The following is a 21,192-nucleotide window of genomic DNA, read 5'->3' as shown; positions in this document are numbered from 1 at the left end:
GCTCAGCTTCTCCTCTGTCCGAACAAGGCGCCCAAGGTGCGGACGAGCGGGGACTTCCCGGTGAGCCGCAGGCCCTCCCACACGGTGACCTGGTTGGCGGTCAGCACCGGCTTGCGGATCCGGGTTTCGAGTGTGTTGATCTCGCCGAGCGTCCGCATGGCGGTGTCGGGGACGAGCAGGGCGTCGGCGGCCGGATGGTCGCGGCTCACCGCGAGTTCGACGACGGCCTCCGGGCTGAGATCGCCGACTTCGGCGGCGGTGTCGATATCCGCGCTGCCCATCGAGACCACTTCGATCCCGCCCGCGCCGAGGAACTCGACGAACAGCCGGGCGACGTCGTCCGGGTAGCTGGCGGCGACCGCGACCCGCCGGACGCCGAGCGCCCGTGCGGCGTTGACGAAGGCGAAGGACGTGCTCGACGCCGGGACACCGGCGACGGCGGCCAGCCGGTCGGCCTGGTCTCGGGCGCCTTCCCAGCCGTAGACGAAACTGCCGCTCGTGCACGCCCAGACCACCGCGTCCGGTTCGTGCTTGGCGAGCAGCGCGGCGCCGTCGGCGAGCCGGCTTTCGCTGCCGAGGTCCAGTAGCTCGGGCACGGCGTGGAGATCGGTTCCGTAGATGTGCTCGACCGGCAGTTTGATCCCGGCCATGTCCCCGCCGAGGAGCTGTTCCGCGAGCGGGTAGTCGTCTTCGGCCGCGTGATCGGGGTAGATGAACCCGATGGTGGTCGTCTCGGACGGCGGCTCGGGTGGGGCGAACGGCGTGATGGGCACGGAACCTCCGGAGGGCAGATTGTCGACAATCGTAAGGGAAGAGGTCAGTCGACCTCCCGGAGCCACTTGCCGGGCCCGACGATCGGCAGGTTCATCCGCCGGAGGCAGGCCCACATCGTGAGCTGGTTGGCAGTGAGGACGGGTTTGCCGAGCGCGCTTTCGAGCGGCTCGATCAGATCGTAGGTGGGGAGGTTGGTGCAACTGACGAAGATGGCTTCCGCGTCGGCGTGGTCGGCGGCGAGGATGCGTTCGGCGATGGTCCGGTAGCTGACCTTCCAGATGCCGCCGCCCAGGCCGAGGTGGTCGCTCGAAACGGTGCGGACGCCGAGTTCGGCCAGGAAGTCGTGCAGCTTCCCGGTCAGGTCGCCGTCGTAGGGCGTCAGCACCGAGACCCGGTGGAGGTCGAGCTGATGCAGGACCTCCGCCAGCGCTCCGGACGTGGTGACGGCGTCCGTCGCGCCCGCGTCGCAGATCGCCTTGGTCAGAGAACGTTCGTAGTCCACACCGTTGACGAAACTGCCGGAGGTGCACAGATAGGCGACGACTTCGGGCTCCACGTGGAGCACGTCCCTCGTGGCGGCGGCGAGATGCCTGCTGTCGCTGACGAGCTGGGCCATCTCCATGCTGACGGGCACCGGCTCGTACGGCGTGCGCGCCAGATGGAGGGAGACCTCCATGGGTACCCAGCGCCATAGCTCGCGTTCCAGAGCGAGGTCGAAGGGGGCGATCACGCCGATACCGCGCTGCGCCAACGGGCCTTCGAACTCCAGTAAGTCGAAATCCAAGTCTCAGCCTCCGGAAAGCTTCTGCTGTCACAGGTCCGGTGCTCCGGGGGTCGTTCCTCGGATTGTTGACAATCATACGAGCCACTTTTACGGTGTCAACGTGATCGCCTCGGAGACCCCTGTGCTGGCGGTGCTCTGCGGAGACACGCGCCCACCGGACATGCGCGCTATCGAAGCCGAAGCGGTGGTTCGTTACACCGACGCGGCCGGGTTGGCCGACGCGTTATCCGGCGCCGACGCGTTCTTCGTCTACGACTTCCTCTCCACCGCCGTCCCGGGTGCCTGGCATGCGGCCGACCGTCTGCGCTGGCTGCACATCGCCAGCGCGGGCGTCGACCCGGTGCTCTTCCCCGGGCTGCAGGAGAGCGACGTCGTGCTCACCAACTCGCGTGGGGTGTTCGACGGGGCGATAGCCGAGTACGTGCTCGGGGTCGTCCTCACGTTCGCCAAGGATTTCGCCCGGTCGTGGGACCTGCAGAAGCAGCGGCAGTGGAAGCACCGGGAGAGTGAACGGATCTCCGGCCGCCGGGTGCTGGTGGTCGGCACCGGGCCGATCGGCCGGTCGATCGCGCGGATGTTGCGGGCGGCCGGGATGTCGGTGGCGGGTGTCGGACGCCGTCCTCGTGCGGGCGATCCCGACTTCGGTGACGTGTATGCGTCGTCGGAGCTGTCTCGGCATCTTCCCGGAGCGGACTACGTCGTCGCGGTCGCGCCGCTGACCGAGCAGACCAAGGGCATGTTCGACGCCGAAGCCTTCGGCGTGATGAAACCCGGCTCGCGGTTCGTCAACGTCGGACGCGGCGAACTGGTCGTCACGTCGGACCTGATCGGCGCGCTGCGGGACGGGCCGCTCGGCGGTGCGGCACTCGACGTCTTCGACACCGAGCCACTGCCCGCCGAAAGTCCTTTGTGGACTATGGAGAACGTGCTGATCTCGCCGCATATGTCGGGCGACTTCGTCGGCTGGCGTAATACTCTGGTAGAGGTGTTCGCGGACAACTTCCGTCGCTGGCGCGCGGGAGAGGCACTGCGCAACGTCGTGGACAAGCAGCTCGGATACGTGCCGTCGGAGACGCTTCGCCAAGGTTAGGGGCCGGATTGAACGACACCAAGTTGACCGCGAGTGAGCTCGTCGCCGCGTATGCCACCGGAGAGCTGTCACCGGTCGAGGCCACCCAGACCGCGTTGCGTGCCATCGAGGAGCGCGACGGTGAGACCAACGCCTTCTGCCTGGTCGACGCCGATGGCGCGCTCGAGCAGGCGAAAGCGTCCGAGGTCCGGTGGCGGGACGGTAATCCGATCGGCTGGCTCGATGGTGTCCCGGCCTCGATCAAGGACATGTTCCTGACGCAGGGCTGGCCGACGCTGCGCGGTTCGCGGTGCATCGACCCCGACCAGCCGTGGGACGTCGACAGCCCGGTCACCGCACGACTGCGTGAGAACGGCTTGGTACTGCTGGGAAAGACCACGACGCCGGAACTGGCGTGGAAGGGCGTCACCGACAACACGCTGACCGGGATCACCCGCAACCCGGTCGACCCGTCGACTACGGCGGGCGGCTCCAGTGGAGGCAGCGCCGCGGCCGTCGCGGCGGGGATGGGCGAGCTTTCCGTCGGCACCGACGGTGGCGGCTCGATCAGGATCCCGGCTTCGTTCTGCGGAATCGTCGGTCTCAAACCGACACACGGCCGGATCCCGCTGTTCCCGGCGAGCCCGTTCGGGCCGCTTTCGCACGCCGGCCCGATGGCGCGTTCGGTGGACGACACGGCGCTGCTCCTCGACGTGCTCGCGATGCCCGACTATCGCGACCCGGCCGCGCTCGCCCCGCCGGTCTCGACCTACCGCGAGGCTGTCCGCCGGGACGTGCGCGGGCTGATCGCGGCGTACTCGCCGACGCTCGGCTATGTCGACGTCGACCCGGAGGTCGCGGAGATCGTCAAGTCGGCGGTCCAGTCGCTCGGGGACGCGGGCCTGCACATCGAAGAGGCCGATCCCGGTTTCGCGGATCCCAAGCCCGCCTTCGACATCCTGTGGTCGACGGGGGCGGCCAAGTGGCTGGACACCTTCCCCGCCGGTTCGGAGACCAAGGTCGACCCCGGGCTGCGGAAGGTCTGGGAGCTCGGCAAGACCTTCTCGGCGAGCGACTACCTCGGCGCCAACGCCGAGCGGGCCGCGCTGGGCATCCTGATGGGCGAGTTCCACACGCGCTACGACGTGCTGATCACGCCGACCCTGCCGATCCCCGCCTTCGAAGCCGGGCACGAGGTGCCGCCGGGCAGTGGGCTGAGCGGCTGGCCGGACTGGACGCCGTTCACCTACCCGTTCAACATGACCCAGCAGCCCGCGATCAGCGTGCCGGCGGGCCGCACCTCCAGTGGCCTCCCGGTCGGTCTGCAGATCGTCGGCCCGCGGCACTCCGACGACCTGGTGCTCGCGGTCGCGAAGCTCCTCGAGGAGGTCCGCCCCTGGCCGTGACCTGCGGAAAGGGAGCAATGGACCTTTGCTACCACTTTCGCGGGCGGGTGGTCAGGGCTGGGCGGCGTGGGTCTTCCGGACCAGTCCGCGCACCTGACCGCTGCACAGGGCGAGACAGGTGGCGGCCACGACCAGGGCGGCGCACGCGAGCAGGGTCGTGCTGACTCCGAAGTGGTGCGCGGCGGGTCCGGCCGCCATCTGGCCGAGCGGCAGGGCGATGAAGGAACCGAGCATGTCGTAGGAGTAGACGCGCGCGAGTTTGTCCTCGGGCACGTTCTCCTGCAGCGAGACGTCCCACGCGACCACGAACTGCTCGATCGCCAGGCCGGAGACGAACATGGCCGCGAGCAGCAGCGGGAGCAAGGGCGCCTGGCCGAGAAGGATCAGCGGCGGTGCTTCGAGGAGGATCACCGCGACACCGACGAACAGCGCGCGCCGCGGCTGCCATCGGGCCACGAGGATCCCGCCGACGAGCGAGCCGATCGTCTGCGCGGCGAGGGCGAAACCCCAGCCGGAGCGTCCGAAGGTGCTGTCGGCGACGACGGGACCGAGCACCGCGATCCCGCCGGCGATGACGGCGTTCACCACCATGAACTGCACGACCACGACCCACACCCAGGTCCGTGACCGGAATTCGCGCCAGCCTTCGGCGAGCTCCGCCAGTGGACGGCTGCCGGGGACGCGTTCCCGGCGGTTGAGGCGGATGCACCGGTACGACAGGGCCGAACCCAGGAACAGGAGCGCGTTCCCGGCGAGCGCCCAGCCGGGGCCGACCGCGGTGACGAGGATGCCGCCGAGTCCGGCACCGGCGATCCGGCCGGAGTTCGACAGCAGCCTGGCCAGCGCGTTCGCCTGCGCGAGCTGGGTGGCGGGCACCGTCAGCGGGGTGAGTGACGCCGACGCCGGGGCCGAGATCGCGGCCACCGCGCCGTTGACCACGCTCAGGGCGACCAATAGCGGGATCGAGGCGAATCCACAAAGGACACTCGCGGCGATGACGGCCTGGGTCAGGGTGGCGGCGACTTCGGTACCTTGCAGGATCACCGAGCGCGGCAGCCGGTCCGCGAGCACCCCGCCGAACAGCAACAGCACCACGCTCGCCACCGAGCGGGCGCCGACGACGATGCCGATGTCGACGGCGGAACCGGTCAGGTCGATCACGGCGAACGCGAGCGCGAGCGGGGCGACGGCGTTGCCGAACTCCCCGAACGTGCGGCCGGCGATCAGCCAGCGGAAGTTGTGGTGGCGCAGTGGTTCGCGCAGGGTGGTCACGGTCGCCTCATCTCGAACATCGCCACCGTCGCGCTGACCGGGATCGTGCCGCGGGTGCGGGGTGGTTTCGCGGCCGAGTGCAGCAGATCGCTCAGTTCGCGAGCGTGTTCGAGCGCCTTCTCCCAGGTCTCGCGGTCGACCCACATCTCCGCGTCGCTGATCGACCCGCGTTCGTCCGGCAAGCGGAATTCGCTGCGGCGCTTGAGTTCTTCGACCATCGCCGCGATGAGAAGCTGCTCCTCGTCCGGATGCTTCGAGGTGAACCGCATCCCGGACTCCGGATCGTGGCGGTAGCGTTTCGCCAGCCCGCCCCGGATCCGGACCTCCTCGGCGACGTCGAGCAGCCCGGCCTCGTGCAGCCGTCGCACGTGATAGCTGACATTCGCTTGTGTCTCACCGAGTTCGCGCGCGGCTTCGGCCGCGCTCATCGCGACACCGGTCAAAAGCGACAGAATGCGCAACCGCAAAGGATGGGCGAGGACGCGAAGCCCATCGAGGCTGGGGGACTCGGACATGTCACGAGTATCGACTGCCGGGACGGCAACCGTCAAACAGTTATTTGGGGGTTTCATTGGCCGGGAGAACCGGTGCGGTGATCCGATGTCTGTGCTCTGCTGGAGTCATGCGTACGACGACATTGGGCAGGAGCGGCCTCGAGGTGTCGAGGATCGCCTTCGGCACCTGGCAGCTCGGCGGGGACTGGGGTTCGTTCGACGAGGACACGGCGATCGCCGCGATCCATCACGCCCGCGAACTCGGGGTCAACCTCTTCGACACCGCCCAGGCCTACGGTTTCGGGAAGTCCGAAGCCATGCTGGGAAAGGCGCTGCGCGAGGAGCTCAAGCGCGACCGGGACAATCTCGTCATCGCCACCAAGGGCGGCATCAAGCCGCGCTCCGAACGGCCACGCGACTCCCGGCGCGAGTGGCTGACGCAGGGCGTCGAGGACAGCCTTCGTTTTCTCGACGTCGACCACATCGACCTCTACCAGATCCACTGGCCCGACACCGACGCCCCGGCCGAGGAAACGGCGGGGATCCTGCAGGAGTTCGTCGACGCCGGGAAGATCCGGCACGTCGGCGTCTCGAACTACGACGCCGCCGGGCTGGCCGCCTTCGACGAGACCCGTCCGGTGGAAACCCTGCAGCCGCCGTATCACCTGTTCCGCCGGGACATCGAGACCGATCCTCTGCCGTACGCACGCGAGAACGACATCGGCGTGCTCGTGTACAGCCCGCTCGGCAGCGGTTTGCTGACCGGAGCCTTCACACCCGAGACGACGTTCGAGAAGACCGACTGGCGGTCCCGGTCGTCGGCGTTCACCGGAGACACCTTCCTGCGCAACCTCGCCGTGGTCGACAGGCTCAAGGAATTCGCCGCGGGCAAGGGGATCTCGGTCAGCCAGCTCGCGATCGCGTGGACGCTCGCCCAGCCCGGGGTACACGTCGCGATCGTGGGCGCGCGCAAGGCGGCCAACGTCGAGGCCAGCTTGGCCGCCGCCGACATCGACCTGTCCGCGGACGAGCTCGCGGAGATCGATCGTCTCACCGCCGACGCCGTTCCTGTTTCGGGAGCGAGCCCCGAAGGCGTTGCCTAGAGCTTGAATTCCGTACCGTCCAACGGAAGCGAGGCGCCGCCGGCCAGCACGGCGGCGTGTTCCGGCGAGGCCGGGTCGATCACCGGGTTCGTGTTGTTCAGATGCGTGTACACCCACCGTGGGCCCGGCCGGAGCTTCGCGAGGCTGCCGGTGATCGGCAGATGCCCCATCGCCAGCTGGGCGCCGTCGCCGACCTCGGCCGCGGTGGCGCCCGACATCTCATCCGGCGCGTAGAAGGTTCCGTCCAGCAGCACCAGGCCCGCGTCGCGCGTGAAGTCGTCGAATCCGTCCGGCCAGCTCTTCAGACAAGGTGCGTACACGAAGACGCCGCCGGTCTGGACGTCTTCGATCCGGTACGCCACCACCCACGGTCCGTCCTCAGTGGACGAACGGGCGTACTTCGGCCGCTTGTCGCTCACGGGAAGCATGCTCACGCGGAGACCGTCGATGGAGACATCCGACGACGGCAGCCACTCCCAGCCGCCATAGCCGTCGATGATCGCCCTCGCGGGAAACTGTTCGGACAAGGCGCCCAGAACGGCGTCAGGCGCCCACACGGGAAGTCCGCCCGCCTCCCGCAACAGAAGCAGGCCGAGCGAATGGTCGAGTTCGGCGTCGGTCAGCAACACCCCGCGCAGCGGGATCTCCCGCGGCCCCGGCCCGGCGCGCAAGGGCGGCGTAGCGAGGATCTGTGCACGGATGTCCGGGGACACATTGAGCAGGTACCAGCCCTCGCCGTCCGCGCTCACCGCGACACAGTCCTGGGTCCGCGGCGGCGCGTCCGACACGCAGAGCGCGCAGGCGCAGTTCCACTGCGGGAAACCGCCGCCCGCCGCGGTACCGAGCAGGATCACCCTCATCGCGGTGCCCGCATCACGAGTTCGTCCGTTTTCGTCGGCGTGGCGAGAATGAGGTCGACCACGCCGCGATGCGGTGAACGCGAGCACACCGGGTCCGTCGCCGTGGGGTCACCGGTGAGCTGGAACGCCTGGCACCGGCAGCCGCCGAAGTCGATCGCGCGCCGCTCGCAGGTGCCGCAGGTGTCCGACATCCAGTCCTCGCCGCGATAAGCGGTGAAGGAAGCGGACTCGTACCAGATCCAGGCCAGCGGCTTGTCCCGCACGTTGTCGAATTCCAGGGTCTCGATCGCCGTCGACGCGGGGCACGGCAGCACGTTCCCGTCGGGTGCCACCGTCAGTTGCCGCGCGCCCCAGCCGTACATGCACGGCTTCGGGTACTGCTCGTAATAGTCGGCGACGACGTAGATGATCTCCATGCGGCCGCGCAGCCGGTCGGTGGCCGCGCGCACGATCGGCTCGGCCTCCTCGAGTTGCCGCCGGGTCGGCATCAGGGCGTCGCGGTTGCGCAGGGCCCAGCCGTAGTACTGCGTATTGGCCAGTTCGAGCCGGTCCGCGCCCATTTTCTCGGCCAGGTCGATGATTCCGGCGAGCTGGTCGTGGTTCTGCCGGTGCAGGACGACGTTGACCGAAAGCGGCAGCCCGGCCTTCGTGATCAGTTCGGCGGTGACCAGCTTCCGGTCATGGGCGCGCGCACCGGCGAGCCGGTCCGCGCGGTCGGCGGTCGCGCCCTGGACGGAGAGCTGGACATGCGCGAGGCCACGTTCGACGAGGTCGTCCAATCTGGACTCTGTCAGCCCGAGCCCGGACGTCACCAGGTTGACGTAACACCCGAGTTTCGTGGCGTGCTCGACCAGGATGGGAAGATCCGGTCTGGCGAGCGGCTCGCCGCCGGACATGTGTACCTGGAGCACGCCGAGTTCCCGCGCCTGCGAGAGCACGGAAATCCATTCCTCTGTGGACAGTTCACCGTCACGGGCGATCAGCTCCACCGGATTCGAGCAATACGGGCAATGCAGCGGGCAGCGATGGGTCAGCTCGGCCAGCATGCCCAGCGGTGCCGCGGTGTTCAGGTCCATTCGACGATCCGCCGATCTCCGAGCCGGGACAGGACGTCCAGGATTTCTTCCTCGCGAACACCGGCGTAGCGCTCGCGCAACGCCGAAGCGATCGCCGCGACGTCCCCCACGCCGTCGCAGAGGGAAAGCACGGCCGCCGCCGTGGGATTGGGGACGAGCACGCCTTCGGGGAACAGGAGGACGTGCGTTTCCCTGGTCTGGTCGTAGCTCAGCCGGACTCCGCGCCGCAGCCGCGGCACCGAGCCCAGGTCGAGGGTGGTCATGGCTACTCCTTGGCCGCCGCGCGCTCGATGGCGTCGAGCATGGACCACAGCACGTCGGTCTTGAACGACAGCGCGGCGATCGCCTTCTCCTGCTGCTCACGGGTGACGGCGTGCCGCACCACGATGTCGAGCGTTCCCTTGCCCTCGCCGGAGACCTTGTCGATCCGGTTGGTGAAGTAGGCGAGGTCTTCCGGGGCGATCCACGAATAGTTCGCCAGCATGTCGGCGACCCGCCGCTGCATGAGATGGCCGGCGAACATTTCGGTCAGCCCCGAAGCGACCGCTTCGAGCCAAGGCTTCGTGCGGGCGAAAGTCACGTAGGCGTCGACGGCGAACCGCACGCCGGGGGCGACGTGCCGCTGATCGAGAACCTCTTCGCGATCCAGCCCGACCGCGGTGCACAACCGGAGCCATCGCTCGATTCCGCCGTCCCCGGCCTTCGCGCCGTCGTGGTAGACGATGCGGTCGAGCCATTCACGGCGGATCTCCGGCAGCGGGCAGTTGCTGATGATGGCCGCGTCCTTCTGCGGGAGCACACATTGGTAGTACCAGCGGTTCGCGGCCCAGATCTTCAGCTCGTACTCGGACAGCTCGCCGTTGTGCATCCGCACATGGAACGGGTGGGTGCCCCAGTAGCGGTGCGAAAGCCCGCGCAGAGCCGCGATGAACTCCGACGACGACATGACGGACACCGTGCTGCCTCCAACGGCTCGCTGATCGGGACGACGGCGCGGTGGTGGGGGACGGCCCCCACCACCGGATGCGGTTTCAGTCCTCCATGCGGGCCGCGTAAGCGGTGACCTCCATGGGGGTTTCGTACTCGACGAAGTCGGGCGTGGTCCATACCTCGATGGTTTCGGTCATTTCCTGCTCCTAACGTCCACATGGGATCGAACGGGGCCGAGCCCCGCCACCCTAGAAGCGTGTCCCCGATTCTGACCAGACGTAAGGGGCGACTTCCGCTGGCATTTTGTAAAGTTTCCTACCTATGGCCGATCGGGCCGCCCGATTCGTCACGCTCGGCGCACACAACGGTTAACAGCCCGCGCCGCCGATAGCCCGTCCAGTGGTGTCCGTTTCGTTATGTTGTGTGTTTCTATCCAACTTCGCGGGGCTCCAGGGGTGTAGCTGAAGGAGGCGTCCCATGTCCTTACGTCGTATTCTCGCCGCCACGTTCGCCGCGGCGACGGCCGTGTCGATCGCGGCCGTCCCGGCGGCCGCCGAAACGCCGCCGTCGGCCCAGGCGATCAGGCAGCTCGCGAGCGGCCTCAACCAGGCCTGGTCGATCGACTTCCTGCCCGACGGCACCGGCGTCTTCACGCAGAAGGACGCCAAGACGATCAGCAAGATCGACAAGGCGGGCAAGGTCACCACGGTCCAGACCATCCCCGGCGTGAGCGTCACCGCGGAGGCAGGCCTGCTCGGCATCGCCGTCTCTCCGAAGTACGCCACCGACGAGACGGTCTTCATCTACTACACGACCAGTTCCGACAATCGCATCGCCAAGCTGAAGCTGGGCCAGCCGCCGACGCCGATCGTCACCGGCATCCCGCGTGGCTCGCAGTACCACCACGGCGGGCGGATCCGCTTCGGGCCGGACGGCTACCTCTACGCGGGAACCGGTGACGGCCAGAACGGTGCCAACGCGCAGAACAAGAACTCCCTCGGCGGCAAGGTCCTGCGCGTCACCACCGACGGCGCGGCCGCGCCCGGCAACCCGTTCAACAGCCGCGTCTACTCCTACGGCCACCGCAACGTCCAGGGGCTGACCTGGGCGAACGGGCAGCTGTACATCTCCGACATCGGCGCGAACAAGCTCGACGAGCTGAACAAGATCGAGCCGGGCAAGAACTACGGCTGGCCGACCTGCGAAGGCCCGTGCAACACGGCGGGGATGACGAACCCGGTCAAGTCGTGGCCGACGTCCTCGGCGACGCCGAGCGGGCTCGCCGCGTACAAGGGTTCGCTGTACATGGCGTCGCTCAAGGGCGGCACGTACAAGCTCGACCTGAACGGCAACGGCGGCAAGCTCTGGACCAACCTCGGCCGCACGCGTGACGCGACCGCCGGCCCGGACGGCCAGCTGTACACGATCACCCCGGGCGGCCTGTACGTCTCCGACGGCAGCTAGCCCCCCCGGCGCGTTTAGTCCTCTGGATGCGGTGGGCTACCGCATCCAGAGGACTAAACGCGGGGCAGGGAGACCGCGTGTTCCAGTTCGACGAGCGCGGTGTCCAGGTGGGTCAGGATGCGCTGCAGATGCGGGACGCTCCGGCGGCAGCCGGTGACGCCGAAGTCGAGGTTGTCGCCGTTGCTGGTCAGCGTGATGTTCAGCGCCTGCCCGTCGAGCAGCACCGACGCCGGGTAGATGCCGTCGAGCGCGGCGCCGTTCCAGTACATCTGCTTGCGCGGCCCCGGCACATTGGAGATCACCAGGTTGAACGGCGGTTTCGTGTTGTTCACGAAACCGGGGATCGGTGAGATGCCGAGCTGCGCGACGTTGATCCCGGACAGCAGCAGCGTCTGCAGCGGGGTCAGCTCCGAGAAGAGCTTCTTGCCGTTTCGCATGGAGGCGTTGATGGTCGCGAGCCGCGCGGCCGGATCGGTCAGATGGGTGGCGAGGTTGCACAGCAGCGCGCCGATGTTGTTGCCCGCCGCGTCTCCGCTGTCCTTGCGCCGCAAGGAAACCGGGACCATCGCGGTGAGCGGCGCGTCGGGGAGCGCGTTCTGTTCGATCAGGTAGTCGCGCAGCGCGCCCGAGCACATCGCCAGGACGACGTCGTTGCGCGACACCCCGGCCGCGGTCGCCACCTTGCGCACCCGGTCCAGCGACCACGACTGCGCGGCGAACCGGCGGGCCCCGCCGATCGGCACGTTCAGCATCGTCTTCGGCGCCTGCGCCGGCAGCGTGAGCGTGTGCTCCTGGAACGCCTCCCGCGCCACCTTCATCGCGGCGGGCGCGATCCCGGCGAGCTGGTTGACCGTCTTGCCGAAAGCGCTGAGCACCGAGGGCGACGCCTTGCCGTTGCGGCCGCCGTCCGGTTTGGCGCGGCGTCCCCACGGCGGCGGGCAGTCGAGGTCGGCCGGGTCGTCCGACAGCGTGCCCTGCAGATGCCGCAGCGCCGAGACGCCGTCCATCAGCGCGTGGTGGATCTTGCTGTAGATCGCGAACCGGCCGTCCTGCAGGCCCTCGACCAGGTGGATCTCCCACAGGGGGCGGTGCCGGTCGAGCAAGGTGCTGTGCCAGCGTCCGGTCAGCTCCAGCAGTTCGCGGATGCGGCCGGGCTGAGGCAGCGCCGAATGGCGGAAGTGGTAGTCGAGTTCGAGGTCGGTGTCGGTCGACCAGGCGAGGTGGCCCGCGGTGTTGACCGGCCGGGCGGGACGGCGGCGGAACACCGAGCGCATGTTGTCGGACTCGAGCATGCTCTTGCGGATGTCGCGAAGGTAGTCGGGACCGGCGCCCTCGGGTTTCTTGAACAGTTGCAGTCCGCCGACGTGCATCGGATGTTCGCGGGTCTCCACGAGAAGGAACATCGAATCGGTCACGGGCATGAACGGCATCGTCGGGACCACCTTCCGCGCGGCGGCGTGCGGACACGCCGGGTGCCAGAGTCTACGCACACCGAAACCACCATCTCACGCTTTAGGGTGGCTCACATGACGATCCCGACCGATCCGCAGACGGGTGAGTTCCGTCGGTCCGCCAACCATTTCGACGCGCGTGTCACCGCCGACGGCCGCGACGGCTGGCCGGTGGAGGCGGGGAGATACCGGCTGGTGGTCAGCCGGGCCTGTCCCTGGGCGAGCCGCGGGCTGATCGTCCGGCGGCTGCTCGGCCTCGAGTCCGCGTTGAGTGTGGCCGTGGCCGACCCGATCCAGGACGAGAAGAGCTGGCGGTTCACCCTCGATCCCGGTGACCGGGACCCGGTGCTCGGGATCAAGTACCTCGCCGAGGCCTATCACGCGGCCGACCCGCACTATATGGGCGGGATCAGCGTTCCGGCCATTGTGGACATTCCGAGCAAACGGCTGGTGAGTAACGACTATCCCCAGATCACCCTCGATCTGTCCACCGAATGGACCAGCTTCCACCGGCCCGGCGCGCCAGACCTCTACCCAGAGCGACTGCGCGGCGAGATCGACGACGTCAACGCGGGGGTCTACGCCGACGTCAACGCCGCCGTGTACCAAGCCGGTTTCGCGACCAAGCAGGCCGCGTACGAGGACGCCTACACCCGGCTTTTCACCATGCTGGACGTGCTTTCCGAACGGCTCGAAAAGCAGCGCTACCTCGTCGGTGACACGATCACCGAAGCGGACATCCGGTTGTTCACCACGCTCGTCCGCTTCGACGCCGTCTACCACGGGCATTTCAAGTGCAACCGGAACAAGCTGGCCGAGATGCCGGTGCTGTGGGCCTACGCGCGCGACCTCTTCCAAACGCCGGGCTTCGGTGACACCGTCGACTTCGACCACATCAAGCGGCACTACTACGCGGTGCACGAGCAGGTGAATCCGACGCGGATCGTCCCTTTGGGACCGGACCTGTCCGGCTGGACGCCGCATCACCGGGAGCAGCTGGGCGGGCGCCCGTTCGGCGACGGCACGCCGCCGGGACCGCCGCCCGAGGACGAACGGATCGGGGACACGGATGGAGTCACTGCCTGAACGCACCGACGTCGTCGTGATCGGCGGCGGCATCATCGGGGTCGCCTGCGCGTACCGGCTCGCCGCCGCCGGGGTCTCGGTGCTGCTCCTCGAACGCGACACGCTGGGGGCGGGGTCGACGGCGAAGGCGGCGGGCGGGATCCGGTCGTCGTTCACCACCCGGGTCAACATCGAGATCGGGCTGCGCGGGCTGGCCGAGTACGCGTCTTTCGCCGAGACGTACGGGACCGAGATCGACTTCCGCCGCGACGGCTATCTGTACCTGGTCACCGACCCAGCGGATCTGCCCGAATTCGAACGCTGCGCCGAACTGCAGAACTCCTACGGCGTCCGCAGCCGTCTCGTCGAGCCCGCCGAGGCACGGCGGTTCTCCCCGCTGATCGACACCGAAGGCGTGGTCGCGGCGCTGTGGTCGCCCGACGACGCCAAGGCGACTCCGGACTCGGCGGTGCAGGGCTACGCGCGGGCAGCCCGCGGGCACGGCGCGGTGCTGAAGACCGGCGTCGAGGTCGTCGGGATCGAACGCGACGGCGACGAGATCACCGGTGTCCGGACGTCGGCCGGTTTCGTGCGGACGGACGCGGTGGTCTGCGCCGCGGGCGCGTGGTCGGGACGGATCGGCGAGCTGGCCGGTGTCGAGCTCCCGGTGCGGCCGTACCGGCGGCAGGTCGTGTTCACCGGACCGGTCACGGACTTGCCCGAGCGAGTGCCGCTGACCATCGAGATGCCCTCGGCGTTCTACTTCCACCGCGAGGGCCTCGGCCTGGCGATGTCCTTCTGCGACGGTGACGGCGACCCCGGCTTCGACACCCGGTATCAGCCGGGCGAGTGGCTGCCGAAACTCGCCGAGATCGCCGCGCGCCGGGTGCCCGCCGTGCTCGGCGCCGGGATCCGCGGCGGCTGGGCCGGGCTGTACGAGGTGACCCCCGACCGCAACCAGATCGTGGGGGAAAGCGTCCACCTGTCGAGGTTCTTCTACGCGACCGGGTTTTCGGGACACGGGTTCCAGATGGGCCCGGCCGTGGGGGAGCTCGTGCGGGACCTCTACCTGGGGCGGGTCCCGGCCATCGACATCACCGGGCTCGACGTCCGCCGGTTCGCCGGCGACCGGGCCGTGACGAGGGAGCACAACATTGTCTGAGTTCGTCGAAGTCACCACCGAGGCCGAACTGCGCGAGATCCTGCCGCCGCCGCTGGAGCGGACCGCGAACAAGGCGCGACCGAAGCTGCACGAGCTGGACCGGCAATGGCTCGCGGAGTCGCCGTTCGTGCTGATCGCGACCTCGGCGGCCGACGGCACCTGCGACGTATCGCCGAAGGGCGACCCGGCCGGGTTCACGCTGGTGCTGGACGACACGCGGATCGCCATCCCGGAGCGGCCGGGCAACCGGCGCGCCGACGGGTTCCACAACGTGCTGTCGAATCCGCACGTCGGGCTGATCTACCTGATCCCCGGCCGCGGCGACACGCTGCGGATCAACGGCCGCGCGCGGCTCGTGCGCGAGGCGCCGTTCTTCGACGACATGATCGTGAAGGGCAACCGGCCGAAGCTCGCGCTGGTCGTCGACATCGACGAGATCTTCCACCACTGCCAGAAGGCGTTCATGCGGTCGAAGCTGTGGTCGCCGGAGAGCTGGACGCCCGGCGCGCTGCCGTCGCGGGCGGCGATCTCGAAGACCTTTGAGCGGCCGGAGGAGAGCATGGCCGACCTCGAGGCGTACTACGAGCCGGGACGATACGCGGCGGGCCTGTACTGAGGGGCGTCCTGCTGCCGTAGCGGGGCCGATATCGGCGAGTGTGGAGGTCGGAACAGCCTCCGACGATGTAGGAATCGGGAACACTCAACGTCCTGATTCCTACACCGTCACCCTCCTGGCACACCGGGTAGCGCGATCCTCGCGCAGGTCAGGTGATTCGAGTGTGGAGGATTTGGGACATTCAACGTCCCGAATCCTCCACACTCGACGTGCCGGAGTGAGCTGGCGGAGCCTTCACACGCCGTGGCTGGTTGCTGGATCGTTGAACGATCTGGCACTATCGGCGGGGTGCCTGCACCCACCGGAGCCCAGCATCTCGCCGACGCGCTGACCGCTCTGGGGACCGAAGTCGTCTTCGGTCTCCCCGGGGTGCACAACCTGCCGTTATGGGAGGCGCTGGCCGATACGGACATCCGGCTCGTCGGGGTCCGGCACGAGCAGACGGCCGGGTACGCGGCCGACGGGTACGCCCGCGCCACGGGCAAGCTCGGGGTCGCGCTGGTGACCACGGGGCCGGGCGCGGCGAACACCCTCGCGGCGGTCGGTGAGGCCATGGCGTCGGCGGCACCGGTGCTGATCATCGCCACCGACATCCCGTCCACGCTGCGGCGGCACGGCGTGGTCCGCGGCGTCCTGCACGAGACGTCGGATCAGCAGGCGATGTTCGCGCCGGTCACGAAGGCCGGGTTCACCGTCACGAGCGCCGACCAGGTCGCCGCCACGCTCCACCGCGCGGCCCGGCTCGCGCTCCAGCCGCAGAGCGGGCCGGTCTACCTCGGCATCCCCACCGACTTCCTGTCCGAGCGCACGCCCGCGCGCCGTCCGCCGCGTTCGCACGCCCGGCCTGCCGAGATCCCGGATCTCACCGAGGCCGAGGCCCTGCTTGCCGCCGCGGACCGGCCGCTGATCTGGGCGGGCGGCGGCGCGCTGCGTGCCGAGGCGGGGGAGGCGATCGGGAAACTCGCCGAGCGGCTGGCCGCGCCGGTGCTCACCACGTTCGGCGCCCGCGGGCTCCTGTCGGTCGATCATCCCTGTCTCGCCCCGAATCCGGTGCACGCGCCCGAGGTCGGCGCGCTGTGGGACGAGGCCGACGTCGTCCTCGCGATCGGCACCGACTTCGACGGGCTGATGACGCAGAACTGGCTGATGCCGCGGCCGAAGAAGCTCATCGCGATCAACGTCGACCCGGACGACGCGGCCAAGAACTACCAGCCGGACATCACGCTGGTCGGCGACGCCCGGGTGCTCGTCGAGGCGCTGAAGGTCGAGGAGCGGTCCGGGATCGCGGCGCTCGTCGGCAGGCTCGCCAAGGTCTCCGCCCGGGTCCGGCAGCGGATCAAGGAAGAGGAGCCGCAGGCCGCGGACCTTCTGTCCACTTTGGACGAGGTATTGCCGCCCGACGCGGTGGTGGTCGCGGACATGTGCGTGGCCGGGTACTGGATCGGCGGATTCCATCGGGTCCGTGCGCCGCGCAAGCTCGCGTATCCGATGGGCTGGGGCACGCTCGGCTACGGTTTCCCCGCGGCGCTCGGTGCCGGCGCCGCGGGCGGCGGCCGCGCGATCTGTGTCACCGGGGACGGCGGCTTCCTCTTCGGCTGCGGTGACCTCCACACGCTGGCACAGGAACAGTTGCCGGTCACGACGATCGTCGTCGACGACGGCGGGTACGGGATGCTTCGCTACGACCAAGATCGCGCCGGGCTGCCGCGCCGGGGCGTCGATTGGGACAGCCCCGATTTCGTCGGCCTCGCGAGGTCTTTCGGCGTGCACGCGGATCGCGTCTCCGGGTTCGGGCGGGCGTTCCGGCGGCTGCTCGGCGAGTTCGTCGAGTCCGACGAGCCGAACGTGCTGGTCGTCCGCGCGAAAATGGCGCCGCCGCTCAACACCTCGCCGCGCTGGTACCGCAAGGAATCCCCGTGACCGGGCTTCGGGTCGGCGTGGACATCGGCGGTACGTTCACCGATCTCTGCGTGCTCGACGAAACCGGGGTCGTCGCCGTCGGCAAGGTGCTGACCACGCACGACGAGCCCGCCCGCGCGGTCGAGGAAGGTCTCAAAAGGACACTCGCCGACGCCGGGCTGGACGCGGGCGACGTCGAGCAGTTCGTGCACGGCACCACCCTGGTCACGAACGCGCTGATCGAACGCAAGGGTGCCCGCACCGCGCTGCTCGCGACCGCCGGTTTCCGTGACGTACTGGAGATGCGGCGCGAGCACCGGTACGAACTCTACGACCTGCTCATCGAACTCCCCGACCCGTTGGTCCCGCGTCACCTGCGCTTCGACGTCCCCGAGCGGATCCTCGCCGACGGTTATGTCCACACAGGACTGGACGAGGAGTACGTCGCGCGGCTGGGCCGCGAGCTCGACGCCCGCGGGATCGACGCGGTGGCGATCTGCTTCCTGCACGCCTTCACGAATCCCGTGCACGAACGACGCGCCGCCGAGGTGCTGAGAGAGGTCGCGCCCCGGTTGAGGGTCGCGCTGTCGAGTGAGGTCGTTCCCGAGATCCGCGAGTTCGAGCGTGCCTCGACCACGGTCGCGAACGTCTACGTCCAGGACCTCACCGAGCGCTATCTGCGTGACCTGGAACGGCGTTTGCACGAGGCCGGAGTGCGGCCGTCGCCGCACATCATGCTTTCCAACGGCGGGATCGCGACCGTCGACACCGCCGCCCGCCATCCGATCCGGATCCTCGAATCCGGCCCGGCGGGTGGTGCGCTGGCCGCGTCCGCGATCGGGGCCGCGGCCGGTGTCGGCGACCTGCTGGCCTTCGATATGGGCGGCACGACGGCGAAGCTGTGCATGATCTCCGGCGGCGCGCCGCTGGTGACGCACGAGTTCGAAGTGGACCGGAAGTACCGGCTGCTGCCGGGATCCGGGCTGCCGGTCAAGGTGCCGGTCACCGACATGATCGAGATCGGCGTCGGCGGCGGCTCGATCGCGCGTATCGACGCGCTCGGCCTGCTCACCGTCGGCCCGGATTCGGCTGGGTCCGAGCCAGGGCCGGTCTGCTACGGACGAGGCGGCACCGAGCCGACCGTGACCGACGCCGACCTCGTGCTCGGCTACCTGGATCCGGGTTATTTCCTCGGCGGCGGAATGACTTTGGACGCCGAGGGCGCGCGTGAGGCGATCCGCTCGAAGATCGCGGGGCCGCTCGGCGTCAGCGTCGAAGAGGCCGCTTGGGGTATCCACACCAGTGTTAACGAGGACATGGCCAACGCCGCCCGCGTCCACGCCGTCGAGCGCGGCAAGGATCCGGCGAAGCTGCCGATGTTCACCTTCGGCGGCGCCGGACCGGTGCACGGTGTCGGCGTGGCACGGGCGCTCGACGCGCCCGAGGTGGTCGCACCGCCCGCCGCGGGGGTGCTGAGCGCGGCGGGATTCCTCACTGCGCCCCTGGCCTTCGACTTCGTCCGTTCGGCGCGTTCGGCGGTGCTCGATCTCTCCTGGGACCAGGTCGACGCCTTGTTCGCCGAGATGGAGGCCGAGGGCGCGGAACTGCTGCGGAAGTCCGATGTGGAGGATGTGACGCATCGCCGGATCGCCGAGATGCGGTATTCCGGGCAGGGCTACGAGATCCGCGTGCCGGTCGAGCGGGGAAACTGGCCGGAATCTCTGATCGGCGCGTTCACCGAGACCTATCGGGCGCTGTACCGGCGGACCGGGCCGGACGTCGGGATCGAGGTGCTCAACTGGCGGGTCGTCTCCAGCGGGCCGGCGCCCGAGGTCACGCTGAAACTGGCGGGTGCCAAGGCCGAGGGCGACGCGCGCAAGGGGAGCCGCCCGGCCTACTTTCCCACCGCGGGTGGATTTGTCGACACGGCGGTGTTCGACCGGTACCGGCTCAAGCCCGGTGACCGCGTCGACGGGCCCGCCATCGTGGAGGAACGAGAGTCCACTGTGGTCGTTCCGCCGGGCGCGCGCTGCGTCGTCGGCGAAGACGCCGGCCTGGTGGTGACGGTATGAGCGTCGACCCGATCCTGGTGGGTCTGCTGGGGAACCGGCTGCACTCGATCCTGGCGGAGCAACAGAACGCGCTCGTCAACACGGCTTTCTCGTCCGTGGTGCGGGAATCGCTCGATCTGGCCTGCGCGGTGTTCGACTCGCGCGGTGAGATGATCGGCCAGTCCGTCGGCGGGACCCCCGGCCACATCAACGCGATGGCGACCGGGATGCACCACTTCGTCGCCGCGTATCCACCGGAGACCTTGGCGCCGGGCGACGTCCTGCTCACCAACGACCCGTGGCAGACCGCCGGGCAGATCAACGACATCACCATCGCGACGCCGGTGTTCCTGCGGGGCAGGCTGGTCGCCTGGTTCGCTTCCTGTTGCCACGCCCCGGACATCGGCGGGCGGCTGGTCTCCGCCGAGGCGCACGAGGTCTTCGAAGAGGGGCTGCGCCTGCCGATCATGAAGTTCCTCCGCGCGGGCGAGGTCAACGCGGATCTCGAACTGCTGATCCGCGCGAACGTCCGCACCCCCGAGGAGACCATCGGCGATCTGTACGCCCAGGTCACCGGGAACGAGGTCGGTGCCGCCGGGCTGGTGCGGCTGCTGGAGGAATTCGGTCTCGATTCGCTGGACGACGTCGCCGCGGAGATCATGAACCGCTCCGAACGGGCGCTGCGCGACGCGCTGGCGAAACTGCCGGACGGCACGTACACGAGCGAGTTGGCGACAGACGGTTTCGACGACGAAGAGGTCGTCCTCAAGGTCGCGGTGACCATCGACGGCGAGGACATCCACCTCGACTTCGCGGGATCGTCGCCGCAGAGCCGCCGCGGGATCAACGTGGTTCTGAACTACACCAGGGCGTACGCGTCGTTCGCGGTCAAGGCGGCCATTTCGCCGGAAGTACCGCACAACGCGGGTTCGTTCCGGCCGGTACACGTCACCGCGCCGGAGGGATCGGTGCTCAACTGCCTGCCGCCCGCGCCGGTCGCGTCGCGGCATCTGATCGGGCACTTCCTGCCCTCGCTGCTGATGAGCGCTCTGCCCGGCAAGGCCATGGCGCACAGCGCGGACGCGTTGTGGATGACGATCTGGCGCGGTATCGACGCCGAGGGCGGCGAGTTCATGCTCAACGTCTTCCAAACCGGCGGTATCGGCGCTCGATCCACAAAGGACGGACTCAATACGACCGGGTTCCCGAGCGGCCTGCGCTCGACGCCGACGGAGGTCATCGAGACGATGGCTCCGCTGATCCAGCGCGAACGCGTGCTGCGCTCGGACTCGGGCGGCGCCGGAAAGTGGCGCGGCGGCCTCGGCCAGCGCACGACCATGGCCGCCCGCGGGGAGATCTCGTGGAGTGTCAACGGGAATGTCGACCGGTTGCACCGCCCGGCGTCCGGTGTGGACTCCGGGCACGACGGGGCGGCCGGCCGGTTCGAGCTCACCCGTGGTGCCCTGCCGTCGAAGAGCCGGGTGAACCTGCGGCCGGACGACGTGGTGAACGTGGTCCTGCCCGGTGGCGGCGGTTACGGCGACCCGAGGGAGCGGGCCACGGAAGCCGTGCTCGCCGACGTCGTCGACGGATACATCTCGGTGGAGGCGGCGCGCGAGCTGTACGGCGTCGAGGTCACCTATCACGGGGAACCCGGGGCGCTGGTGCGTCTTCCGGAGGATTACACGGCGGTTCCGTCGAGAGGGAGGAAATGAG

At 68.9% G+C, this 21,192-nt stretch carries 20 protein-coding genes; 10 read left to right on the top strand and 10 right to left on the bottom strand.

The features are described from left to right. Positions 1 to 2: 2 nt before the first annotated feature. Positions 3 to 773, bottom strand: coding sequence for a maleate cis-trans isomerase family protein (locus AORI_RS74555; protein ID WP_016336993.1), 771 nt, complete (start codon positions 771 to 773; stop codon positions 3 to 5). 44 nt (positions 774 to 817) lie between these two features. Next, the gene (locus AORI_RS74550) at positions 818 to 1,558 is read right to left on the bottom strand and encodes a maleate cis-trans isomerase family protein (RefSeq protein ID WP_016336992.1); all 741 of its coding nucleotides are present in this window, start codon (positions 1,556 to 1,558) and stop codon (positions 818 to 820) included. 100 nt (positions 1,559 to 1,658) lie between these two features. On the opposite strand from AORI_RS74550, the gene AORI_RS74545 reads away from it, so the two are divergent. Next, the gene (locus AORI_RS74545; RefSeq protein ID WP_016336991.1) at positions 1,659 to 2,648 is read left to right on the top strand and encodes a D-2-hydroxyacid dehydrogenase; all 990 of its coding nucleotides are present in this window, start codon (positions 1,659 to 1,661) and stop codon (positions 2,646 to 2,648) included. A gap of 8 nt (positions 2,649 to 2,656) precedes the next feature. After that, complete coding sequence (locus AORI_RS74540) at positions 2,657 to 4,033, top strand: amidase (protein WP_016336990.1); 1,377 nt, start codon at positions 2,657 to 2,659, stop codon at positions 4,031 to 4,033. A 51-nt stretch (positions 4,034 to 4,084) separates the two neighbouring features. Here AORI_RS74540 and AORI_RS74535 read toward each other — a convergent pair whose 3' ends face one another. Further along, a complete protein-coding gene (locus tag AORI_RS74535) occupies positions 4,085 to 5,305 on the bottom strand; it encodes an MFS transporter (protein WP_016336989.1) in 1,221 nt (406 codons plus the stop codon). After that, positions 5,302 to 5,820 (bottom strand): ArsR/SmtB family transcription factor, encoded by a 519-nt coding sequence (locus AORI_RS74530; RefSeq protein ID WP_016336988.1) that lies wholly within the window; start codon positions 5,818 to 5,820, stop codon positions 5,302 to 5,304. Before AORI_RS74530 ends, AORI_RS74535 begins: the two co-directional genes overlap by 4 nt. A 107-nt stretch (positions 5,821 to 5,927) precedes the next feature. Between AORI_RS74530 and AORI_RS74525 the strand changes: the two genes are divergently transcribed. After that, positions 5,928 to 6,902 carry an aldo/keto reductase gene (locus tag AORI_RS74525; protein WP_046199858.1) on the top strand — a complete coding sequence of 325 codons (975 nt, stop codon included), beginning with the start codon at positions 5,928 to 5,930 and terminating at the stop codon, positions 6,900 to 6,902. On the opposite strand, the gene pqqB is transcribed toward AORI_RS74525, so the two are convergent. From pqqB to pqqA, 5 genes are all read right to left on the bottom strand, one after another. Further along, on the bottom strand, positions 6,899 to 7,762 hold the full coding sequence (pqqB, locus tag AORI_RS74520; protein WP_016336986.1) for a pyrroloquinoline quinone biosynthesis protein PqqB: 864 nt from the start codon (positions 7,760 to 7,762) through the stop codon (positions 6,899 to 6,901). The two genes, AORI_RS74525 and pqqB, sit on opposite strands and share 4 nt — an antisense overlap. After that, the gene (gene pqqE, locus AORI_RS74515; protein WP_016336985.1) at positions 7,759 to 8,838 is read right to left on the bottom strand and encodes a pyrroloquinoline quinone biosynthesis protein PqqE; all 1,080 of its coding nucleotides are present in this window, start codon (positions 8,836 to 8,838) and stop codon (positions 7,759 to 7,761) included. Before pqqE ends, pqqB begins: the two co-directional genes overlap by 4 nt. Beyond that, a complete protein-coding gene (gene pqqD / locus AORI_RS74510) occupies positions 8,829 to 9,101 on the bottom strand; it encodes a pyrroloquinoline quinone biosynthesis peptide chaperone PqqD (protein ID WP_016336984.1) in 273 nt (90 codons plus the stop codon). The genes pqqE and pqqD overlap by 10 nt, the downstream gene beginning before the upstream one ends. 2 nt (positions 9,102 to 9,103) lie before the next feature. Then, entirely contained in the window at positions 9,104 to 9,784 is a 681-nt protein-coding gene (gene pqqC, locus AORI_RS74505) for a pyrroloquinoline-quinone synthase PqqC (RefSeq protein WP_043848361.1), read from the bottom strand. 85 nt (positions 9,785 to 9,869) lie between these two features. Then, a complete protein-coding gene (gene pqqA, locus AORI_RS74500) occupies positions 9,870 to 9,965 on the bottom strand; it encodes a pyrroloquinoline quinone precursor peptide PqqA (protein ID WP_043848360.1) in 96 nt (31 codons plus the stop codon). Positions 9,966 to 10,245: 280 nt separating this feature from the next. On the opposite strand from pqqA, the gene AORI_RS74495 reads away from it, so the two are divergent. Then, on the top strand, positions 10,246 to 11,232 hold the full coding sequence (locus AORI_RS74495; protein ID WP_016336982.1) for a PQQ-dependent sugar dehydrogenase: 987 nt from the start codon (positions 10,246 to 10,248) through the stop codon (positions 11,230 to 11,232). A gap of 53 nt (positions 11,233 to 11,285) precedes the next feature. Here AORI_RS74495 and AORI_RS74490 read toward each other — a convergent pair whose 3' ends face one another. Beyond that, positions 11,286 to 12,662: a WS/DGAT/MGAT family O-acyltransferase gene (locus tag AORI_RS74490; protein WP_016336981.1), complete on the bottom strand. Its 1,377-nt coding sequence runs from the start codon at positions 12,660 to 12,662 to the stop codon at positions 11,286 to 11,288. 96 nt (positions 12,663 to 12,758) lie between these two features. Here AORI_RS74490 and AORI_RS74485 point away from each other — a divergent pair, with 96 nt between their 5' ends. The 6 genes from AORI_RS74485 to AORI_RS74460 all read left to right on the top strand — a co-directional run bounded on the left by AORI_RS74485 (position 12,759) and on the right by AORI_RS74460 (position 21,191). Then, positions 12,759 to 13,769: a glutathione S-transferase family protein gene (locus AORI_RS74485; RefSeq protein WP_016336980.1), complete on the top strand. Its 1,011-nt coding sequence runs from the start codon at positions 12,759 to 12,761 to the stop codon at positions 13,767 to 13,769. Then, on the top strand, positions 13,753 to 14,910 hold the full coding sequence (locus tag AORI_RS74480; RefSeq protein ID WP_016336979.1) for an NAD(P)/FAD-dependent oxidoreductase: 1,158 nt from the start codon (positions 13,753 to 13,755) through the stop codon (positions 14,908 to 14,910). Before AORI_RS74485 ends, AORI_RS74480 begins: the two co-directional genes overlap by 17 nt. Continuing rightward, positions 14,903 to 15,526 (top strand): pyridoxamine 5'-phosphate oxidase family protein, encoded by a 624-nt coding sequence (locus tag AORI_RS74475; RefSeq protein ID WP_016336978.1) that lies wholly within the window; start codon positions 14,903 to 14,905, stop codon positions 15,524 to 15,526. The genes AORI_RS74480 and AORI_RS74475 overlap by 8 nt, the downstream gene beginning before the upstream one ends. Positions 15,527 to 15,814: 288 nt before the next feature. Beyond that, positions 15,815 to 17,446: a thiamine pyrophosphate-binding protein gene (locus tag AORI_RS74470; protein ID WP_016336977.1), complete on the top strand. Its 1,632-nt coding sequence runs from the start codon at positions 15,815 to 15,817 to the stop codon at positions 17,444 to 17,446. Then, the gene (locus tag AORI_RS74465) at positions 17,443 to 19,497 is read left to right on the top strand and encodes a hydantoinase/oxoprolinase family protein (RefSeq protein ID WP_016336976.1); all 2,055 of its coding nucleotides are present in this window, start codon (positions 17,443 to 17,445) and stop codon (positions 19,495 to 19,497) included. The genes AORI_RS74470 and AORI_RS74465 overlap by 4 nt, the downstream gene beginning before the upstream one ends. Next, entirely contained in the window at positions 19,494 to 21,191 is a 1,698-nt protein-coding gene (locus AORI_RS74460) for a hydantoinase B/oxoprolinase family protein (RefSeq protein ID WP_016336975.1), read from the top strand. The genes AORI_RS74465 and AORI_RS74460 overlap by 4 nt, the downstream gene beginning before the upstream one ends. Position 21,192: the final 1 nt, after the last annotated feature.

Source organism: Amycolatopsis keratiniphila, from assembly GCF_000400635.2.
Taxonomy (GTDB): Bacteria; Actinomycetota; Actinomycetes; order Mycobacteriales; family Pseudonocardiaceae; genus Amycolatopsis; species Amycolatopsis keratiniphila.
This window is presented reverse-complemented; position numbering and strand designations above follow the sequence as displayed.